The 16,561-nt window shown below is 56.4% G+C and carries 12 protein-coding genes; 8 read left to right on the top strand and 4 right to left on the bottom strand.

What is annotated here, in order from left to right; genetic code table 11:
* Positions 1–12: 12 nt before the first annotated feature.
* A complete protein-coding gene (locus N655_RS0109990) occupies positions 13–483 on the top strand; it encodes a protein-disulfide reductase DsbD domain-containing protein (RefSeq protein ID WP_162173537.1) in 471 nt (156 codons plus the stop codon).
* A gap of 17 nt (positions 484–500) precedes the next feature.
* Here N655_RS0109990 and gltX read toward each other — a convergent pair whose 3' ends face one another.
* On the bottom strand, positions 501–1,946 hold the full coding sequence (gltX, locus tag N655_RS0109995) for a glutamate--tRNA ligase (RefSeq protein ID WP_238324650.1): 1,446 nt from the start codon (positions 1,944–1,946) through the stop codon (positions 501–503).
* A 423-nt stretch (positions 1,947–2,369) separates the two neighbouring features.
* Between gltX and N655_RS0110000 the strand changes: the two genes are divergently transcribed.
* Positions 2,370–5,792, top strand: a complete 3,423-nt coding sequence (locus tag N655_RS0110000; protein ID WP_026442880.1) for a TonB-dependent receptor — start codon at positions 2,370–2,372, stop codon at positions 5,790–5,792.
* Positions 5,793–5,839: 47 nt separating this feature from the next.
* On the opposite strand, the gene N655_RS19870 is transcribed toward N655_RS0110000, so the two are convergent.
* A complete protein-coding gene (locus N655_RS19870) occupies positions 5,840–6,244 on the bottom strand; it encodes a DinB family protein (RefSeq protein ID WP_238324652.1) in 405 nt (134 codons plus the stop codon).
* A 90-nt stretch (positions 6,245–6,334) separates the two neighbouring features.
* A complete protein-coding gene (locus N655_RS0110010) occupies positions 6,335–7,165 on the bottom strand; it encodes a class II aldolase/adducin family protein (protein ID WP_081823670.1) in 831 nt (276 codons plus the stop codon).
* A gap of 478 nt (positions 7,166–7,643) precedes the next feature.
* Between N655_RS0110010 and rimP the strand changes: the two genes are divergently transcribed.
* From rimP to N655_RS0110050, 6 genes are all read left to right on the top strand, one after another.
* On the top strand, positions 7,644–8,258 hold the full coding sequence (rimP, locus tag N655_RS0110020) for a ribosome maturation factor RimP (protein ID WP_349509479.1): 615 nt from the start codon (positions 7,644–7,646) through the stop codon (positions 8,256–8,258).
* Between the two features lie 118 nt (positions 8,259–8,376).
* The gene (gene nusA, locus N655_RS0110025; RefSeq protein ID WP_026442885.1) at positions 8,377–10,005 is read left to right on the top strand and encodes a transcription termination factor NusA; all 1,629 of its coding nucleotides are present in this window, start codon (positions 8,377–8,379) and stop codon (positions 10,003–10,005) included.
* Between the two features lie 129 nt (positions 10,006–10,134).
* Positions 10,135–13,203: a translation initiation factor IF-2 gene (infB, locus tag N655_RS0110035; protein ID WP_026442886.1), complete on the top strand. Its 3,069-nt coding sequence runs from the start codon at positions 10,135–10,137 to the stop codon at positions 13,201–13,203.
* 191 nt (positions 13,204–13,394) lie between these two features.
* Positions 13,395–14,483 (top strand): patatin-like phospholipase family protein, encoded by a 1,089-nt coding sequence (locus N655_RS0110040; protein WP_026442887.1) that lies wholly within the window; start codon positions 13,395–13,397, stop codon positions 14,481–14,483.
* 37 nt (positions 14,484–14,520) lie between these two features.
* Positions 14,521–15,399, top strand: a complete 879-nt coding sequence (locus N655_RS18300) for an ABC transporter ATP-binding protein (protein ID WP_238324654.1) — start codon at positions 14,521–14,523, stop codon at positions 15,397–15,399.
* Positions 15,400–15,424: 25 nt separating this feature from the next.
* A complete protein-coding gene (locus N655_RS0110050) occupies positions 15,425–16,177 on the top strand; it encodes a metallophosphoesterase family protein (protein WP_026442888.1) in 753 nt (250 codons plus the stop codon).
* Between the two features lie 2 nt (positions 16,178–16,179).
* Here the strand turns inward: N655_RS0110050 and N655_RS0110055 are convergent, their stop codons facing one another.
* Positions 16,180–16,554 (bottom strand): RNA-binding S4 domain-containing protein, encoded by a 375-nt coding sequence (locus N655_RS0110055; protein WP_026442889.1) that lies wholly within the window; start codon positions 16,552–16,554, stop codon positions 16,180–16,182.
* Positions 16,555–16,561: the final 7 nt, after the last annotated feature.

Below are 16,561 nucleotides of genomic sequence, written 5' to 3' on the forward strand. Positions count from 1 at the left end.
AAGATTTTCCTTATGGCGATCTTGCTTGCACCCTTTGCCGGGCCTGCACAAAAACTCGCCTGGCAGTCTGAGGCGCAATCAAAACTGCCGCAGCAGGTGCAATTTCTTTACCCGGAACAGGTGACCATGCCCGCCGGGAAGCCAGGCACGGTAGAACTGCACTTTCGGGTCAATGAAGGCCTGCACATCAATTCCCACACGCCAAGGGAAAAGAGCCTCATTCCTACACAATTGCTTGTGGAAGAGCCAGCGGGATTAAAGGTCGTCTCCGTAGACTTTCCCTCAGGCACGGACTATTCGCCTGCTTTCAGTCCCAAGGATGTCTTGAGTGTCTATACGGGCGAGTTTGTGCTGCGTATGCATGTGATAGCGCAGGCTGGGGAACACCTGATGCAGGCAGCGCTGCGCTACCAGGCATGCGATGCAAATTCGTGCTATCCACCAAAGAAGGCCCCGGTGGCCGTGGATGTCGTCGGCAGATAGCTTTCCGCGGTTGATGTTCATGCAATCCGGGGTGCAAGGGCCAGCCGTCGGACCGTCCGCTCCCTGCCCAGATTTACCATCACGGCAAAAAGACTCGGAGCTACCGCCTGCCCAGTCAGCGCCACGCGGGCCCCATTGATGAGTGCTCCTGCCTTTATGCCCTTCTCTTCAGCGAAGGCGCGGAGTGTCTGCTCGGCAGAGGCTTCACTCAATTCAGCACTGGATTCGTAGCGTGATGCAAGTTCGGCCAGAAGGTGGCGTACGGATTCCTCTTTGAGAAATTTTGCAACTGCTGCGGGATCATATTCAAAGCGATCGCAGAAGTAAGCACGGAAGGCCCCAGCAAAGTCCTTTAAATTGCGCGCTCGGGGCTTTACTAAATCGATGGTCGAGAGAATTTCTTCTTTAGGCCGCTCTGGGGTAAAGCCGGTCTTACCCCATTCTTCCTCAATCAGCGGCAAAAGCTTTTCTGCGGAATACGCGCGGATGTACTCGGTATTAAACCAGGCGAGCTTGTCGTTGTCGAAGACGGCATTGGACTTCGAAATCCCTTCCAGCGAAAAAAGCTGGACCAACTCCTCAGAGTTGAAGATCTCGCGATCTTTATAGGCCGGTCCGGGGGTCCAGCCGAGCAGGGCGAGGAAGTTACGGAAGGCTTCAGGGACGATGCCCATGTCTTTGTATGCCATTACGCTGGTGGCGCCGTGGCGCTTGGAAAGGCGCGTCTTGTCTGGACCAAGAATGAGGGGCACATGTGCAAAGACAGGCAGGGGTGCGCCGAGTGCGCGATATTGCAGCACCTGCTTGGGCGTGTTGGAGATATGGTCCGCGCCGCGGATGATGTGGGTAAGGCGCATGTCGATATCGTCCGCCACGACGCTGAGATGATACGTGGGTATGCCATCGGAGCGGAGCAGCACAAAGTCTTCAATCTCAGCATTTGCAAACTCGACCTTGCCAAAGACCGCGTCATCGAAGCTGGTCGAGCCTTCTTCCGGAACAGCAAAGCGCACGGCGCAGGCTTCTCCAGAGGCTTTGCGTGCGCTGGCGACGGCCGGATCGATCTGGCGGCAGCGGCGGTCATACATTGGCGGACGTCCTGCTGCTGCGGCTTCTGCTCGGCGCTTTTCCAGCTCTTCTTTGGTGCAAAAACAGTAGTAGGCGTGTCCGCTGGCAAGGAGCTTTTCCGCTGTCTGGCGATAGAGGTCAAGGCGCTTCGACTGGTAAAAGGGGCCTTCATCCCAGTTCAGTCCGATCCAGCGCATGCCTTCAAGAATGCCTTCGACCATGTCCTCAGAGGAGCGCTCGAAATCAGTGTCCTCGATACGGAGAATGAATGTTCCGCCAAAGTGGCGGGCGAAGAGCCAGTTAAAGAGAGCAGTGCGCGCTCCTCCAACATGGAGATAGCCGGTGGGTGAGGGTGCAAAACGAACACGGGGAGCAACTGGAGATTCTGACATCATATTTGGAGCCACTTTTTGATGCTACGAGAGCCTGCGTGTCAGTGCAAAATGCTGGAACTCAAAGTGGTCATCGCGGCCTGCGGATTAAGCCCTTCTATGTGTTTTCATAGGCTGGATAGCTAAATTCTTCATAAATTGGAAATCGATCGTTCCCTAGTTATCAAAGGAAAGAATAATGAAATCGTTAAATGATAAGTAAGTATAAAGTATATTCCCAGTTAACAACTCCCTTGTCTGTCTCAAAAAAAAACAGCATTTCCTCTCATTTGAAGGACCTTTTCGGCTTTCGAAAAATGAATGCATTTGCAAAATGGCATGGCAAATGCATACGGAACGACAAAATTTCACATGAAAATGTGGTTCGGCACTTACTTGGACCTAGAACACCAGGAAGTCAATTTTCATAGAGAGGGGTGGGATTGCATGAAAAGAACAATTTATCTGTTCTTGGTATTTTTGGTGTCTTCGTTGCTTGCGCTGGGACAAGGCATCACTACCGGAGGAGTTTCAGCCACTGTCGTAGACAGCAGTGGGGCCGTGATTCAAAATGCGCAAATCACAGCAGTAAATGATGCAACGGGTGAAAAGTTTATGCAGGAAACCCGACAGGATGGGACCTTTTCCTTCGTTGCGATTCCTCGTGGGACTTATACGATCACGATTGACGCCTCTGGTTTCAAGAGCCTGAAGCTGGTAGGCGTGAATGTGGATGTAGGGATTATTCAGCTTGGACAAGAGAAATTGTCTGTGGCTACCAGTGAGAGCGTCGAGGTCACGGCTGAAAGCCAGTTGCTGGAAACCTCAGAAGCACAAGTCTCTGCAACTTTTGATACACAACAAATCGTAAACCTGCCTTTTGGTGGCGGCTTTGATACAACGGCGCTGCTGACACCCGGAGTTGTGATTACCCATGACAACAGCTTCAGCAACAACAATGGTGCCTATGGCGGGTTTTCTTCCCAGGGAGAGCGCGGCCGCTCCAACAATTTTGAGATTGACGGGCAATCCAACAACGATAATTCTGTAGCTGGGCCTCAGGTCTTTTTCTCTAACCAGGACGCCATTAGCGCAATCCAGGTCATTACGAATAACTTCAGCGCACAGTATGGTCGCAATGCTGGTTCTGTAGTCAATTACCTTACGCGTACTGGCACTAATTCATTTCATGGTACTTTGTTTGAATTCTATGAGGGCAACTGGGGAGAGTCCTTTGCGCAGGGACAAAAGAGTCCCTTTTTAGGGTTTTGTGCTCCCGGAGAAAGCCCCGCGACGACAAACTGCACACCCGCTACACTTCCTCGATATGTTGACAATCGTTTTGGAGGTAGTTTGGGTGGTCCGATACTCAAAAACCGCCTTTGGTTTTTCGGCAGCGCCTACTTTGATCGTTATCGCAATGGAGGTGGCACGTCGGTCAGTGGGCCTACAACTCTGACCCCGACGCCAACGGGACTGCAGCAGCTGCAAAGCGCTTTTCCTAACCAGCCTGGTGTTGCAGCCCTCGTCAATAATGGTCCTTACTCCATCAAAACAGGGAATCCACGGGTCATTGGCACACCTGTAAATCTGCCGGTTACCGTGAATGGCAAGACAGCACCCATTGAGTTTAGCGAAATTGGACGAACGGTCCCATCGTTGTCCAATGATGAAGAACTGCTGGGAAGGATCGACTGGTCCCCGACATCAAAAGACCATGTCTTCATCCGATATTTCTACCAGGATGATCCCTATTTCAATGCCGGAGGGAGTGTAACCGCAGGTAGTTGGTATAACGTACCGGACACTGCCCATTCCGTAGGTGCAGACCTGACACATACATTTTCGCCCTCATGGGTCAATCAGATCCGATATAGCTTTCAGCAAACTTCTTTGTTGTTCCAGGGTGGTGCTCAACCTAAGTGTGTGGCCACCTCGCCTAACCAGTGCACCGCCAGCATAGGAATTGCCGGCAAGATTGCTGCTGGAACTGCCTACACCAATCTTGGATTTGGTTACGCAGCCAACATCCCTCAGGGGCGGGTAGTGAAAGTAACGCAGGTCCAGGACAATGCCACATGGACCCATGGAAGACAGACCATCCTGTTTGGAGGGGAATTTGATTATCAGAATTCTCCCAATCCCTTCCTGCCTGACTATTCCGGGGCCTTCAGCTTCAGTAGCTTTAGCGGATTTCTTTCCGGGACAGGTTCGTTGACCCTGGGGAATGGGAACTTTACGACCAAGTTCACTGAGCCTGACGCGGCCGCGTACATTCAGGATGACTGGAAAGTGTCTCCCACAGTGACGCTGAATCTTGGATTGCGCTGGGAGTTTTTTGGGCAGGCTGTGAATCTCCTGCACGATGAGACTGTGAAGCGCGAAACAAATCCCGCCACTGCGTTTTGGGACATGTCTCTCCCGCTTTCCGTTCGGACATTTCCTTCGACAAACGAAAACTACAAGAACTTCCAACCCAGAATTGGATTTGCCTGGAATCCAGAGAGGTTTAAGAGCCGTTTTGTCGTTCGCGGTGGGTTTGCAATCAATTTCGATCCCGAGTTTTACAATATGTTCCTGAACTCGGCCACCGCTGCTCCGGTTGTGAATCTGGGTACAATTACAGGATGTGGCACCACGAAACAGTGCCTGCCGTCCAATGGGGCTTTGGGTACTCAGGTCCGGGCGCAGTCTTTGGGATATATACCGATTGGTGCGGGGGTAAATCCCGGAGGCCGCAATACGACGATAAACACGCCGAACTTTCATAATCCTTATACCGAGTCCTATAGTCTGGGAGTTCAGTATGGGCTTGGCGAGCACGCGGTCATCGATATTCACTATGCCGGCAATCATCAGGTCGGAAATTTCCTAAGTACCGATGGAAATCCTTATCTGCTTCCGATAGCGCAAAAGTATCCGAACTACACCTCCGGCGTGACGCTGTGCGGCACCTCTGGTGCAATCGGATATGGGCGTCTGGACTGCACCCATGCCAACGTTCGTGAACGCACCAATGGAGGTTTCGCCATTTACAACTCTCTGCAGGCGAAACTCTCTACTCGTAGCTGGCACGGGCTTCTTTCAGACCTAAACTATACATACAGTCGCACAATTGATAACGGATCAGAGGTATTTAGCACTTTTGCTGGTGGCAACACCATCGCATTTGCTGAAAACCCATTAAACACCGACCAGCCGGAACGGGCAGTCAGCGGGATTTCCATGACTCATGTAGTCTCGGCCGACTTCGTCTATGAACTTCCCTGGTTCAAAGAACAACATGGTTTCCTGGGAAAACTCCTGGGGGGATACCAGCTTAACGGTATCTATACCTTCAATACAGGACAGCCAGTCAGTGTATATCAGTATGGATTTTTCGGGTCAGGCGCAGGTTACCAAAGCTATTGCAGCGACATAAACTTTATGAACTGGCAGTTGAGTGGATACGATGTCTGCCGCCCGGTTTTATCAAATCCAAAAGCGCCTGTGACAACCGTTGGTGTTTATGACGGAACAGGATATTACGATTGGTATACAGGCAACGCTATCTCTCCGTCCGATGTGCATTGGTTACGAAATACACAAACGCTGGCAAGCCTGCAGGGCACAAATCCGTATATTGGCGTAGGAAGGAACACTCTCCGTGGCCAGTCATGGAACAACCTGGATGCCAGTCTGTTTAAGTCAACGAAGTTGTCAGAAAAGCTGACGTTGCAGCTTCAGTTGATTGCATTCAATTCGCTCAACCGCCAGTATCTGGGCGCTCCGGATACGTTAATTGATGATGTTGGCGGGTCCTTTATGGATTATCGCTATAACTACGGCAGTAATCGAAATACACAACTCGGCATCAAGTTTATTTTCTGAATTTTCAGGTTTTGGTGGTTTTTCCGGGGCCCTGTAGGGCCCCTTTTTTATTTCCAGCCTTGGTGGATCCTCTCCAGCTGATTCAGGTGGTTCAGGTCATGGCCGGCCATGGTTTGCACGATGGTAAAAAAAGACATGGTGCCCCGTTCAGGATGGGTGACTGGTTTCAGTCGCTGCTCCGGAGTTGTGCTTCGGATCAGGGCGAGGTTCCAGCGGCGCAAAGAGGAAAATACAGCAAAGGCAGCATTCGTGTCGTAAGCTGCGTAGTTTGCGGCCCAAATTGCCTGGTCGAAGGGCTGGATGATGTGGTGATCTTCGGCGAGGGTCTGGCGCAGACGGAAGGCGAAGGCAATTTCGCAGTCGGCCAGATGTGCCAGGATCTCGCGGGCGTTCCATTTGCCAGGAGCAGGTGGTTTTTCCATGCCCTCCGGGCCGAGTTCTTTCAGAAACATTCCAAGCTGGCCTGCAGTTTCGGAAAGGACTTCGAGCGGGTCCCGGGCTCCGAGAAATTTTGTGTATGGATTGAGTTCCATCCTCCGATTCTACTGGCAGTTCTTCAGATATTTCTCTCGCGCTTGTTTCAATTGATCGACGGCCGTGTTTTCCAACGGACGGGGAGAGCCGATTTCGCACGTCGCGAGGCACACCTGGGCGAAGTGTTCTGTGGTTTCCATTTTCATCATCGCGTCCTGTAGGTCTTTCCCGAAGGTGACAGCGCCGTGATTGGCCAGCAGGATCGCATCGTGGTCCGGCAAGAGCGGTTCGATACTCGCGCCCAGCTCTTCTGTTCCAGGAGTGGCATAGGGGGCCAGTGGGATGGAACCCAGCGCCATGACGAGTTCGGCGCAGAGAGGTGTATCCAGGGCGAGTCCGCAGGAGGCAAAGGCAGTTGCGATAGGGGGATGGGCATGGACGACGGCCTCGACATCAGGCCGGTTGCGGTAGATGGTCAGATGCATTCCGATTTCGCTGGTGACGTTGCGAGTGCCCGAAAGAAGATGGCCGTCGAGGTCGGTGATGACCATATCTGAAGGGCGCAAAAGGTACTTGCTGCATCCGGTGGGAGTGGCGAGGATGCGTTCCTTGTCCAGGCGTACCGAGAGGTTTCCAGCCGTGCCCGGGGCATAGCCAAGGCGGGAGGTCCACTTTGAGAAGCGGGCAAGTTCGCGGCGCAATTCGGTTTCGCGCAGCTCCAGTTTGGCTGCGTCAATCCGGACAACGTTGTCCTGCGGCCGAAATTGCCAGGGCCTGCCACTGACAGCATCGCGAAGCAAGCGCTGTGGCGTATCGAGCAGTTTCGTGAGAGGAATCCCGGCTGCGATCCTGCTATAGCCTGCCAAGGCCAGTCGAAAAATCAGCGTTTGCGATTTCATGTCTCTCCTCCTGCGGGATGGGCTTTTTCATATTCCGGGAGAGCGACGGTACCCATTAACAGCGTAAGACCGCGGTTTGGGGCAAAGGAGGGTGAGGCGGTATGGAGCAGGGTGCAGGTAAAGCGGCAAAACAGGCCGGAAGGGCATGCGGCGGCTGGATCACGACATGGCGGAAACTGGCTGCCAGGCCGGCCAGCATGACCAATGCTGCTAGTTTAAGCGCCTGCGGAGTGGTTTGCGGCGGATCTACCCAGGGGGCGACTGCGAGCGCAACCAGGCAGGCAAGGCAAAGCAAAATGATTGCTATCCGGTCCTTTGCCATCATCGTAAGTAGATTAGTGTTTGGGCTTTGTAAACTGCAACAGATCCATGAACAGAAAATCTGGTTGCATTTGAAATCCTGTGCCGGGAGGAGTAATCTAAGAGTGCAGACGAATTTGTCCGCGCTGTTTCCGTGAGTCTGCCGGAGCGCGGAGGAATGAGTGGGCCTGAAGCCCACTTTTCTTTTGCTGCAAAGCTCTTCAGCCAGATGGCTCTGAATCTCGACCAAATTCGCGCTACAGCAGAGCGGGTCGCCGCTTCCCACAGGCTTGACGTTGTCGACCTGGAGTTCCAGGGAGGAGGGAAGCACCGTATTTTGCGCGTCTTTATTGAAAAGAATGCAGAAGAGCGGGCCAGGCTGGCGCAGGCCGGGGGGCTTCCTCCGGGTGTGGAGGCTGACCAGTTGGCGGGCGTGACGCATGGTGACTGCGAGGCCTTCAGCCGGGACTTTGGGACAGTGTTGGATGTGGAAGATCTGGTCCCTGGGGCCGAATATACGCTGGAAGTTTCCTCGCCGGGCCTGGACCGCCGGCTGTTTGGGGAGAAGGATTATCGCCGCTTCGCAGGCAGTCTGGTCAAAGTCCAGACATTCGATCCGGTCTTGGGCAACCGTCACTGGCGGGGAAGGCTCACAGAAGTGAAGGAGGGGCGCGTGGTCCTGGAGCCCGGTACGGTGCGGCAGAAGGGCAAAGGAAAAGGGCCAGGGCCAGTGGAAGCCGTTGAGATTGAGATGAGCAATATTGAAAAAGCGAACCTCATTCCGGAAATATGAAACAAGCGGTGGCATCTCTGGTGGGAGTGAAAAGTTGCCGCCCGGGGCAGGATGGAAAGAGATTTTGTTAAAACCGGGCAGATGTGCCGTTTTAGAAAGAGTTTGAAAAGAGATCCATATGGCAAGTGCGCTGTATCAAAGTATTGAAGCATTAAGCCGGGACAAGGGCATTGATCCCGCAATTGTCGTTTCCGCTGTTGAAGACGCGATCGCACTGGCTACGCGCAAGTATTACAAAACACAGGAAAATATGCGCGCCGAGCTGGACAAGGAAACCGGTGAAATCCGGGCCTATGCGTATAAGACCGTCGTCGAGTCGCCAGAGCAGATTGAGGACCCAGTCAATCAGATAGCGCTTGAGGAGGCGCGGCAGATTGCCCCCGACGTAGAGGCCGGAGGCGAAATCCGCTACTACAAGCCGACTGACGTGCTGGGGCGAATCGCGGCCCAGATGGCCAAGCAGGTCATCTTCCAGAAGGTACGCGAGGCCGAAAGGGACATTGTTTTTCAGGAATACAATCATCGCGTCGGTGAAGTGCTCACGGCCACAGTAAAGCGGATTGAGCCGCAGGACGTAATTTTTGACCTGGGCAAGGCCGAGGCACGGATGCCAAAGCGCGAGCAGTCGCGTCTGGAGCAGTTTGCTGTGGGCGAGCGCGTGCGGGTCGTGCTGCTGCGGGTGGACAAAGCGGCAAAGGGGCCGCAGGTGATTGTTTCCCGCGCCGCCCCGGAACTGGTGCAGAACCTCTTCCAGACCGAAGTGCCGGAGATTTATGACGGGACCGTGGCCATCAAGGCCATTGCGCGCGAAGCAGGGGAGCGGACCAAGATTGCCGTGCAGTCCCGCGACAAGGACGTGGACCCGGTCGGCGCTTGTGTGGGCATGAAGGGAATGCGCGTGCAGTCCATTATCCGCGAGCTGCGCGGCGAGAAGATTGACATTATCGAATACAGCGACGAGGTGACCACCTTTGCTGAGAAGGCCCTGCAGCCAGCAAAGGTGAGTCGGGTGAGCATTACCGACCTCGGGGAAAAGCAATTGGAGGTCATCGTAGACGACACGCAGCTTTCTCTGGCCATCGGCAAGAAGGGCCAGAATGTGCGGCTGGCGGCGAAACTCCTCGGCTGGAAGATTGACATCAAGAGCGAGGAAGAGAAGCGGCAGGAGGTCGAGCAGCAGATGCAGGCCATGGCTGGCGGCCCAACGACCCCGATCGAGCGGGTCAGCGAGCTGGGTGACGCGATCATCCAGAAACTGATTGCCGCAGGCATTACCACGGTGGAAGGCCTTGCCGATATGACTCCCGAGCAGCTTGAGGAGATTCCGGGCATCGGAGAAAAGACCCTGGAAAAGATCGGGACAGCCGTGCGCCATTACTTCGGGCAATATGAGGAAGGCGAGGACCGGCCGGCTGGGGAGGACCTTGCCCAGGCGGTGCACATTGCTGATGCTCAGGCTGCGGTGGAAGTGGATTCTTTAAAGCAGGACCTGAAGCAATCCGGTGAAGACAGTCCAGCTGAGGATGGTTCCGGTTTCATCAGCGACGAGGTTGCCGAAGAGCGCATTGCTGAAGTGACAGAGACCGGGCCTGCACTGGAGGACGAGGGCGCATCGACCGTGGTCCCGGGAAGGGAAGACACTAGCCAGGAACTGGCCGCACACCACGCCGGAGCCGAATCGACGCAGGCGGATGAGGGTGGACGGCAGGAAACTGAGGAAGCAGAAAAAGATGAGGGGGGCGCATAATGCGCCGCCTGCAAGATGACAGGCCTGAGAAGAAGATTTCAGGGGATAATACAAACAGTAATGACTCCCACGGCCATGAGGTTGCTATGAACAGCTGAAGCTTGGGACGGTATAAAGATAAAGGGGCGGATGAGTAAAGTCAGAATCAACGATTTGGCGCGCGAGCTGGAAGTCAAGAGCAAAGCGATCCTGGATGTGCTGCCGGAAATTGGCGTGACAGAGAAAAAGACGCATTCCAGTTCGCTTGAGGCAGATGAAGCAGAACGTGTGCGTGCGCATTTTCAGCGCGGCGGCAACAAAGCCGGAACAGCCGCCTCAAAAACCGAGGCTGAGCCGAAGCCGAAAATAGACTGGTCGCGTGTTTCCAAGCCTGGTGATGTTCTGAAGGCAATCCAGCAGCGCAAGGAGCAGGAAGAGGCCTCCGCACGCAGCGCGGCGGCGAAGTCGGCAGCCGCACCCGTTCCCCCGCCCCAACCCAAGCCAGCTCCTCCTGCACCCCAGCAGCCCGCCGCGGCAAAACCGAGCACACCAGCTCCCGCCCCGACTGTGGCGGCAGCGCCGCCAGCACCGCGAAAGATCGTTCCCCAGCCCCGGCCAGCGCCCGCAGTCATCGCGCCGCCCCCTCCAGCGCAGCAGTCGCCTGCGATTGCCGCCAAGCCCCCGGCGGGTCCAGTGGTCGCTAAGCCTCCCGTGCCTGCTTCCGGCACGGAGATGAAGCCTGCCATTGCTACTCCGCCTCCGGCAGCTCCGGTTGCAGTAAAGCCGCCCGCAGCTCCGACGGTCCCGACGCCTGCTCCGGTTCCGGGGCCAGCGCCGGCGCCAGTGGTCCGGGAAGTCCAGGCTCCGGCAGCAGCGTCAGCACCAGCGGCGCCGGTTACACCGGCTGCGCCCTCTACATCATCTGCTCCATCTGCCCCTGCTGCTTCGTCTGCACCCGCTGCACCGGCGGCCCCGGCACCTCCCGCCGCTCCGGCGCGTCGCGTCATTATGCCTCAGACTGGGCCGCGTCCTGTCTATACGGCCCCACCTCAGGCCGCAGCGACGATTGCTGGTGGACTGCAGCGCGGCAAGCCCATCTTTGACCGGCGTCCCGCCACAACACAGAGACCGCCACAGCAGCAGTATCCAGGCGGACGCCGCCCCATGCATCCCACACGGAGCCAGCCGGGAGGGGGTGCTCCTGGAGGGCCGCGGCCAGGATTTGGGCAACGTCCGGGCGGGCGTCCGGGCATGGGCGCTCCTGCGCTGATTCCTCCGCCTCCGGGGGAGGCGCCCCGCGGACAGCGTCCCGGGGGGCCGCAGCGCCGCGGTCGTCAGGAGTATGAGATCAAAGAAGGCCCGATGAAGGGCTTTGCGCCACCGCGGATTGGTGCAGCGCAGGTCCCCAGTGGGCCAGTCCCGATTACACGCACCATTACGGTCACCGAAGGGATCAGCGTCAAAGACCTGGCAGAAAAGCTTGAGATCCGGGCCAAGGACCTGATTGCCACGCTGCTGATGCGGGGTGTTTTCGTCACGGTGAACCAGTCACTTGATACTGAGCTGGTGAAGGACGTGGCACGCCAGTTTGGTGCAGATACACAGGTCATTTCCTTTGAAGAGCAAATGGCCAATGAGGCCCTGGAAAGTATGCTTCAGCAGGAGAACCCGGATGAACTTGAGGTGCCGCGTCCTCCTGTTGTGACCGTCATGGGCCACGTAGACCACGGCAAAACATCGCTGCTCGACGCCATCCGGGAGACGGACGTGGCCGGCGGTGAGGCCGGAGGCATCACGCAGCACATCGGGGCATACAAAGTCCGCATCGGCAAGCAGGATTCGCCTGCCTTCGGCCGCGAAATCGTCTTTCTGGATACGCCGGGGCATGAAGCCTTTACCCGGATGCGTGCCCGCGGCGCCAAGGTCACAGACATTGTTGTTGTGGTGGTTGCAGCCGACGATGGTGTCATGCCGCAGACCCTGGAGGCCATCGACCACGCGCGGGCGGCCAACGTTCCGATCATCGTCGCCGTCAACAAGATAGACAAACCAGAAGCACAGCCGGAGCGCGTCAAGAAGCAGCTTGCAGACCGTGGTCTGGTCCCCGAGGACTGGGGTGGTTCCACCGTCTTTGTTGAGGTTTCGGCCAAGAAACACCAGAACCTGGACCTGTTACTGGAGATGATCTGTCTGGTTGCCGATCTGCAAAATCTGAAGGCGACGCCGGGACGCTCCGCAGTGGGTACAGTGATTGAAGCCAAACTTGACCGTGGACGCGGCGCTGTGGCCTCAGTGCTGGTCCAGAACGGTACGCTCCGTCATCAGGACAGCTTCATCGTCGGAAACACCTTCGGCAAAGTCCGGGCCATGTTTGACGACCGGGGCCGGGCCGTCGAAGAGGCCGGGCCTTCCACGCCGGTTGAAATCCTCGGACTTGAAGGCATTCCGGATGCCGGAGACACTTTCCTGGTGGTCAGCGACCGCGACAAAGCCAAGAGCATCGCGCAGTACCGTAAGATGAAGGAGCGCGAGGCGCAATTGGCCAAGTCTTCCCGGGTCTCTCTCGAAGGGCTGGCCGAGCAGATTCGTCAAGCCGGAGTCAAGGAACTCCCCATTATCCTCAAAGGTGACGTGCAGGGATCCGTCGAAGTGCTGGCTGATTCACTGCAGAAGATGTCGACCGAGAAAGTGCGCATTAAAGTCATTCGCTCGGGCGTCGGCGCAATCACTGAGAGCGATGTCCTGCTGGCTTCAGCATCCAATGCCATCATCATTGGCTTCAATGTGCGCCCGGAGCGCAAGGCGGCCGATCTGGCCGAGCAGGAGAGCGTGGAAATCCGCCTGCACTCGATCATTTACGAATTGCAGGATGAGATCCGCAAGGCCATGCTTGGGCTGCTTGAACCGGTCTTCAAAGAAAACTACCTGGGTCGCGCTGAAGTGCTCAACGTCTTCAAGATCCCGAAGGTGGGCACCATTGCCGGCTGCCGCGTGACCGATGGTGTTCTGCGGCGCGATGCTGACATCCGTCTTATGCGCGATGGAGAGCAGGTCTATAAGGGCAAACTTACCTCGCTCAAGCGCTTCAAAGATGACGTTCGCGAAGTTACGAATGGCATGGAGTGCGGCGTAGGCCTGAATTTTGGTGACATCAAAGTCGGCGACACGGTCGAGGCCTTCATCACAGAAAAGGTCGCCGCTGAGCTGACAGCCAGCTAAAAACCACACGGCGCAGTCCCCCTGCGCCGTCGCTCTTTTTCTACCCTTCTGGCCCTAAGGCCACATCTTTTATGTTGCTCGGCACTGTTCTCGGAAAACGAGCACGACTGTTTCTCCCGACGAAAGTTTGATTGCCTTCTTGTAACGCTTTCCGGCAAACTATCGACCATTCCCCCAGAAGAGGAAACTTCATGGCGCTTTTTGACATGGTTTTCAAAGGCGGCGGCGCCAAGGGAATGGCGTTTGTCGGAGCATTGCAGGCCTTTTCGGCCGCAAATCATCAACACCGGCGTCTGATAGGGACATCGGCTGGTGCCATCACGGCCATCATGACAGGAGCCGGGTATTCTCCGCAGGAAATGCTGGAGGAATGTACAAAGACGGACGCTGTCTCCGGCAAACCCATCTTTGCCACCTTCATGGATGCTCCGAAGGAGGACGATTTTTCTCCGCAAATGGTGGACAACTGCGAAACCATGACCTTAATCCGACAGGCGGGATTGACCCTGCCGGGACTGGCGATGGTGGAAGAGAAGATCATCAAGGGCCTCCTTCATCTGGAACTGTACCGTGAGCTGTTTTCCTTTAATGAGTGCGGCGGATTTTATGCCGGAGATGCAGCGCTGAACTGGATCCGGGACCGTCTGGTACAGAAGGGCCTTGCTGCAGATGTCACCTGGGCACAGTTCGAGCAGACCACTGGCAAGGACGTTTCCGTAGTCACGACCGATGTCACTGAGGAAGAGATGGTGGTATTGAATGCACGTACTGCTCCCCAGTGTCCTGTGGCAGAATCTGTGCGCATGTCGATGAGCATCCCTTTTGTCTGGCGCGAAATGATCTGGCAGCCGGAGTGGGGCCAGTATAGGGGGCGGGACAAATCAGGGCACATTTTTGTTGATGGTGGTGTGCTGTCCAACTTTCCGCTGCGACTGATTGCCGAATCGACTCCGGACGTAGTGGCCATTATGGGGAGTACGGATCCGAATGGGGCCGGGAACCTCGGACTTTTTCTCGATAGTTCTGTTATGGTTCCGGGAGCGCAGGAATCAGACACGGTCCGGCCCCGGCTGAGGGTCGCCGATCGTGTGACCCGGCTGATGGACACACTTACCGACAGCGCGGACCTGGCCGTCATGCGACGTTACCAGAACGATGTTTGCTGCATCCCGGTTGGCGGCTATGGCACGACAGAGTTCCGCATGTCGAGTGCACGGCAACAGTTGCTGATTGCTTCCGGCAAGACAGCCATGGAGAAATATCTGGCCGGGAACGCATAGATGGGCTGCTGCAGTGCGGGCAAGTATCATTTCTTTTGTGGACGCTCTGCTCGAACTCGACCAACTCTCCATTTCATTTGATGGGCGCATGGCAAGGCCGGCCGTCGACCGGTTGACGCTGCGTCTTTGTTCCGGAGAAGTCCTGGGACTGGTAGGCGAATCCGGATCAGGAAAGTCGGTCACAGCTTTGGCCATTCTGCGCCTGCTGGACCCTGCGGCCCGGGTGGAGGGCGCAATCCATTTTCAAGGTCGCGACCTGTTGGCCCTGAGCCAAGAACAGATGCGGCGCCTGCGCGGCAGTGAGATTTCCATGGTCTTTCAGGAGCCGATGACGGCCTTGAATCCGGTAATGCCTGTAGGAGAGCAGATTGCTGAGGCCGTGCGGGCACACCACCCAAAATACAACCGCAGACAGGTAAGGGAGGCCGTGTTGGAAGCCATGCACGCCGTGGCCCTGCCCGAGCCGGAGCAGCGGATGCGCGACTTTCCACATCAGTTTTCCGGAGGCCAGCGCCAGCGCATCCTGATTGCCATGGCGATTGTCAACCGTCCACGCCTGTTGATCGCCGACGAGCCGACCACGGCGCTCGATGTGACGGTGCAGGCGCAGATCCTCGATCTGCTGGCCAGTTTGCAGACGCGCTATGGGCTTTCCATGCTTTTTATCTCGCATGATCTTGCTGTGGTTTCCAGAATTGCCGATCGTGTTGCGGTGATGCGGCACGGCCTGCTGCTGGAAGAGGGGCCAAAGACGGCAATTTTTCAGTCGCCGCAACACCCTTATACGCGCAGTCTGCTGGGGGCCGTACCTACCATGCAGATGGAGATTGCACGGCCTTTGTCCACCCTGCCTGCGGAAATCTCCCAGGGCCATACATGGCGGGAGTCTTCGCCAGGACACTGGGTCCGCTGCTAAAGCATCTATATTAGATTGGAAGTTGATGCGCGCACTCATCATCTCGGACATCCATGCCAATCTGGAAGCGCTCCAGGCAGTTCTGGAGGCCGCACCATCGCATGACGTGGTATGGAACCTTGGGGACGTGGTGGGTTATGGCGCCAGCCCTAACGAAGTCATTGACCGGGTGCGTGCTCTGGGGAATGTGTTTGTGCGTGGAAACCATGACCGCGTCTGTAGCGGCCTGCCGGGCATCGAGGATTTCAATCCCATCGCCAGCCGTGCAGCGCGATGGACCCAGTGTGTGCTCTCGGCGCAGCATATCGCCTGGCTACGGCAGCTTTCCGAAGGGCCAGTGATGCCGGACGGGCCCAATGTCGCCTGTACCCACGGTTCCCCGCTGGATGAAGACGAGTACATCCTTTCGATGCGCGATGCCTGGCAGCCGCTGTTGAAAGTGACCACAGGGATCAACTTCTTCGGGCACACCCATTTGCAAGGGGGCTTTGCCACCAATGGGGAAGAATGGTTCAAGCTCGTTCCAGATTATGCAACGCACAATGAGCCAGAAGAATATGAAATCCAGCTTCGTGAAGGCGTGCGCTATTTATTGAATCCTGGATCTGTAGGGCAGCCGCGGGACGGAGACTGGCGGTCCGCCTTTGCGATTTATGATGATGCCCGGCGCGCGGTAACGTTTTACCGTATTCCCTATGATGTGCGTATGGCCCAGATGCGCATCCTGCGCGCAGGACTGCCCGACCGTCTGGCCACCCGTCTGCGCGATGGGCGCTGAATCTATCTCCCGCGCAGCCGGACGAGCTGGCGGCGCTCCCGCTTGGTGGGCCGGCCTTCAAGGAAGTCAAATTGCGGCATGGCTTTCCGCTCTTCTGCGAGCTTTCGGCGAAGCTCGCGACTGGCCTCGGTTTCGCGGTAAAGCGTCTGGGCGACAGCAGCTGGGCCGCGTGTATCGCTCAATTGCAGAACTTCCACCTGAAATTCCCCGCTCTCGTTCTTGATGTGCAACAGGTCTCCCACATGCACTTCGCGGGCCGGCTTGGCAATCTGTCCATTGGACGTGATGCGGCCAAGCTCGCAGGCGCGTGCAGCCAGAGCGCGGGTCTTGAAGAACCGCGCTGCCCAGAGCCATTTGTCCATGCGGACGGAGGTCATGAGGGCA

The organism is Pseudacidobacterium ailaaui, assembly GCF_000688455.1.
In the GTDB taxonomy this organism is placed as follows: domain Bacteria; phylum Acidobacteriota; class Terriglobia; order Terriglobales; family Acidobacteriaceae; genus Pseudacidobacterium; species Pseudacidobacterium ailaaui.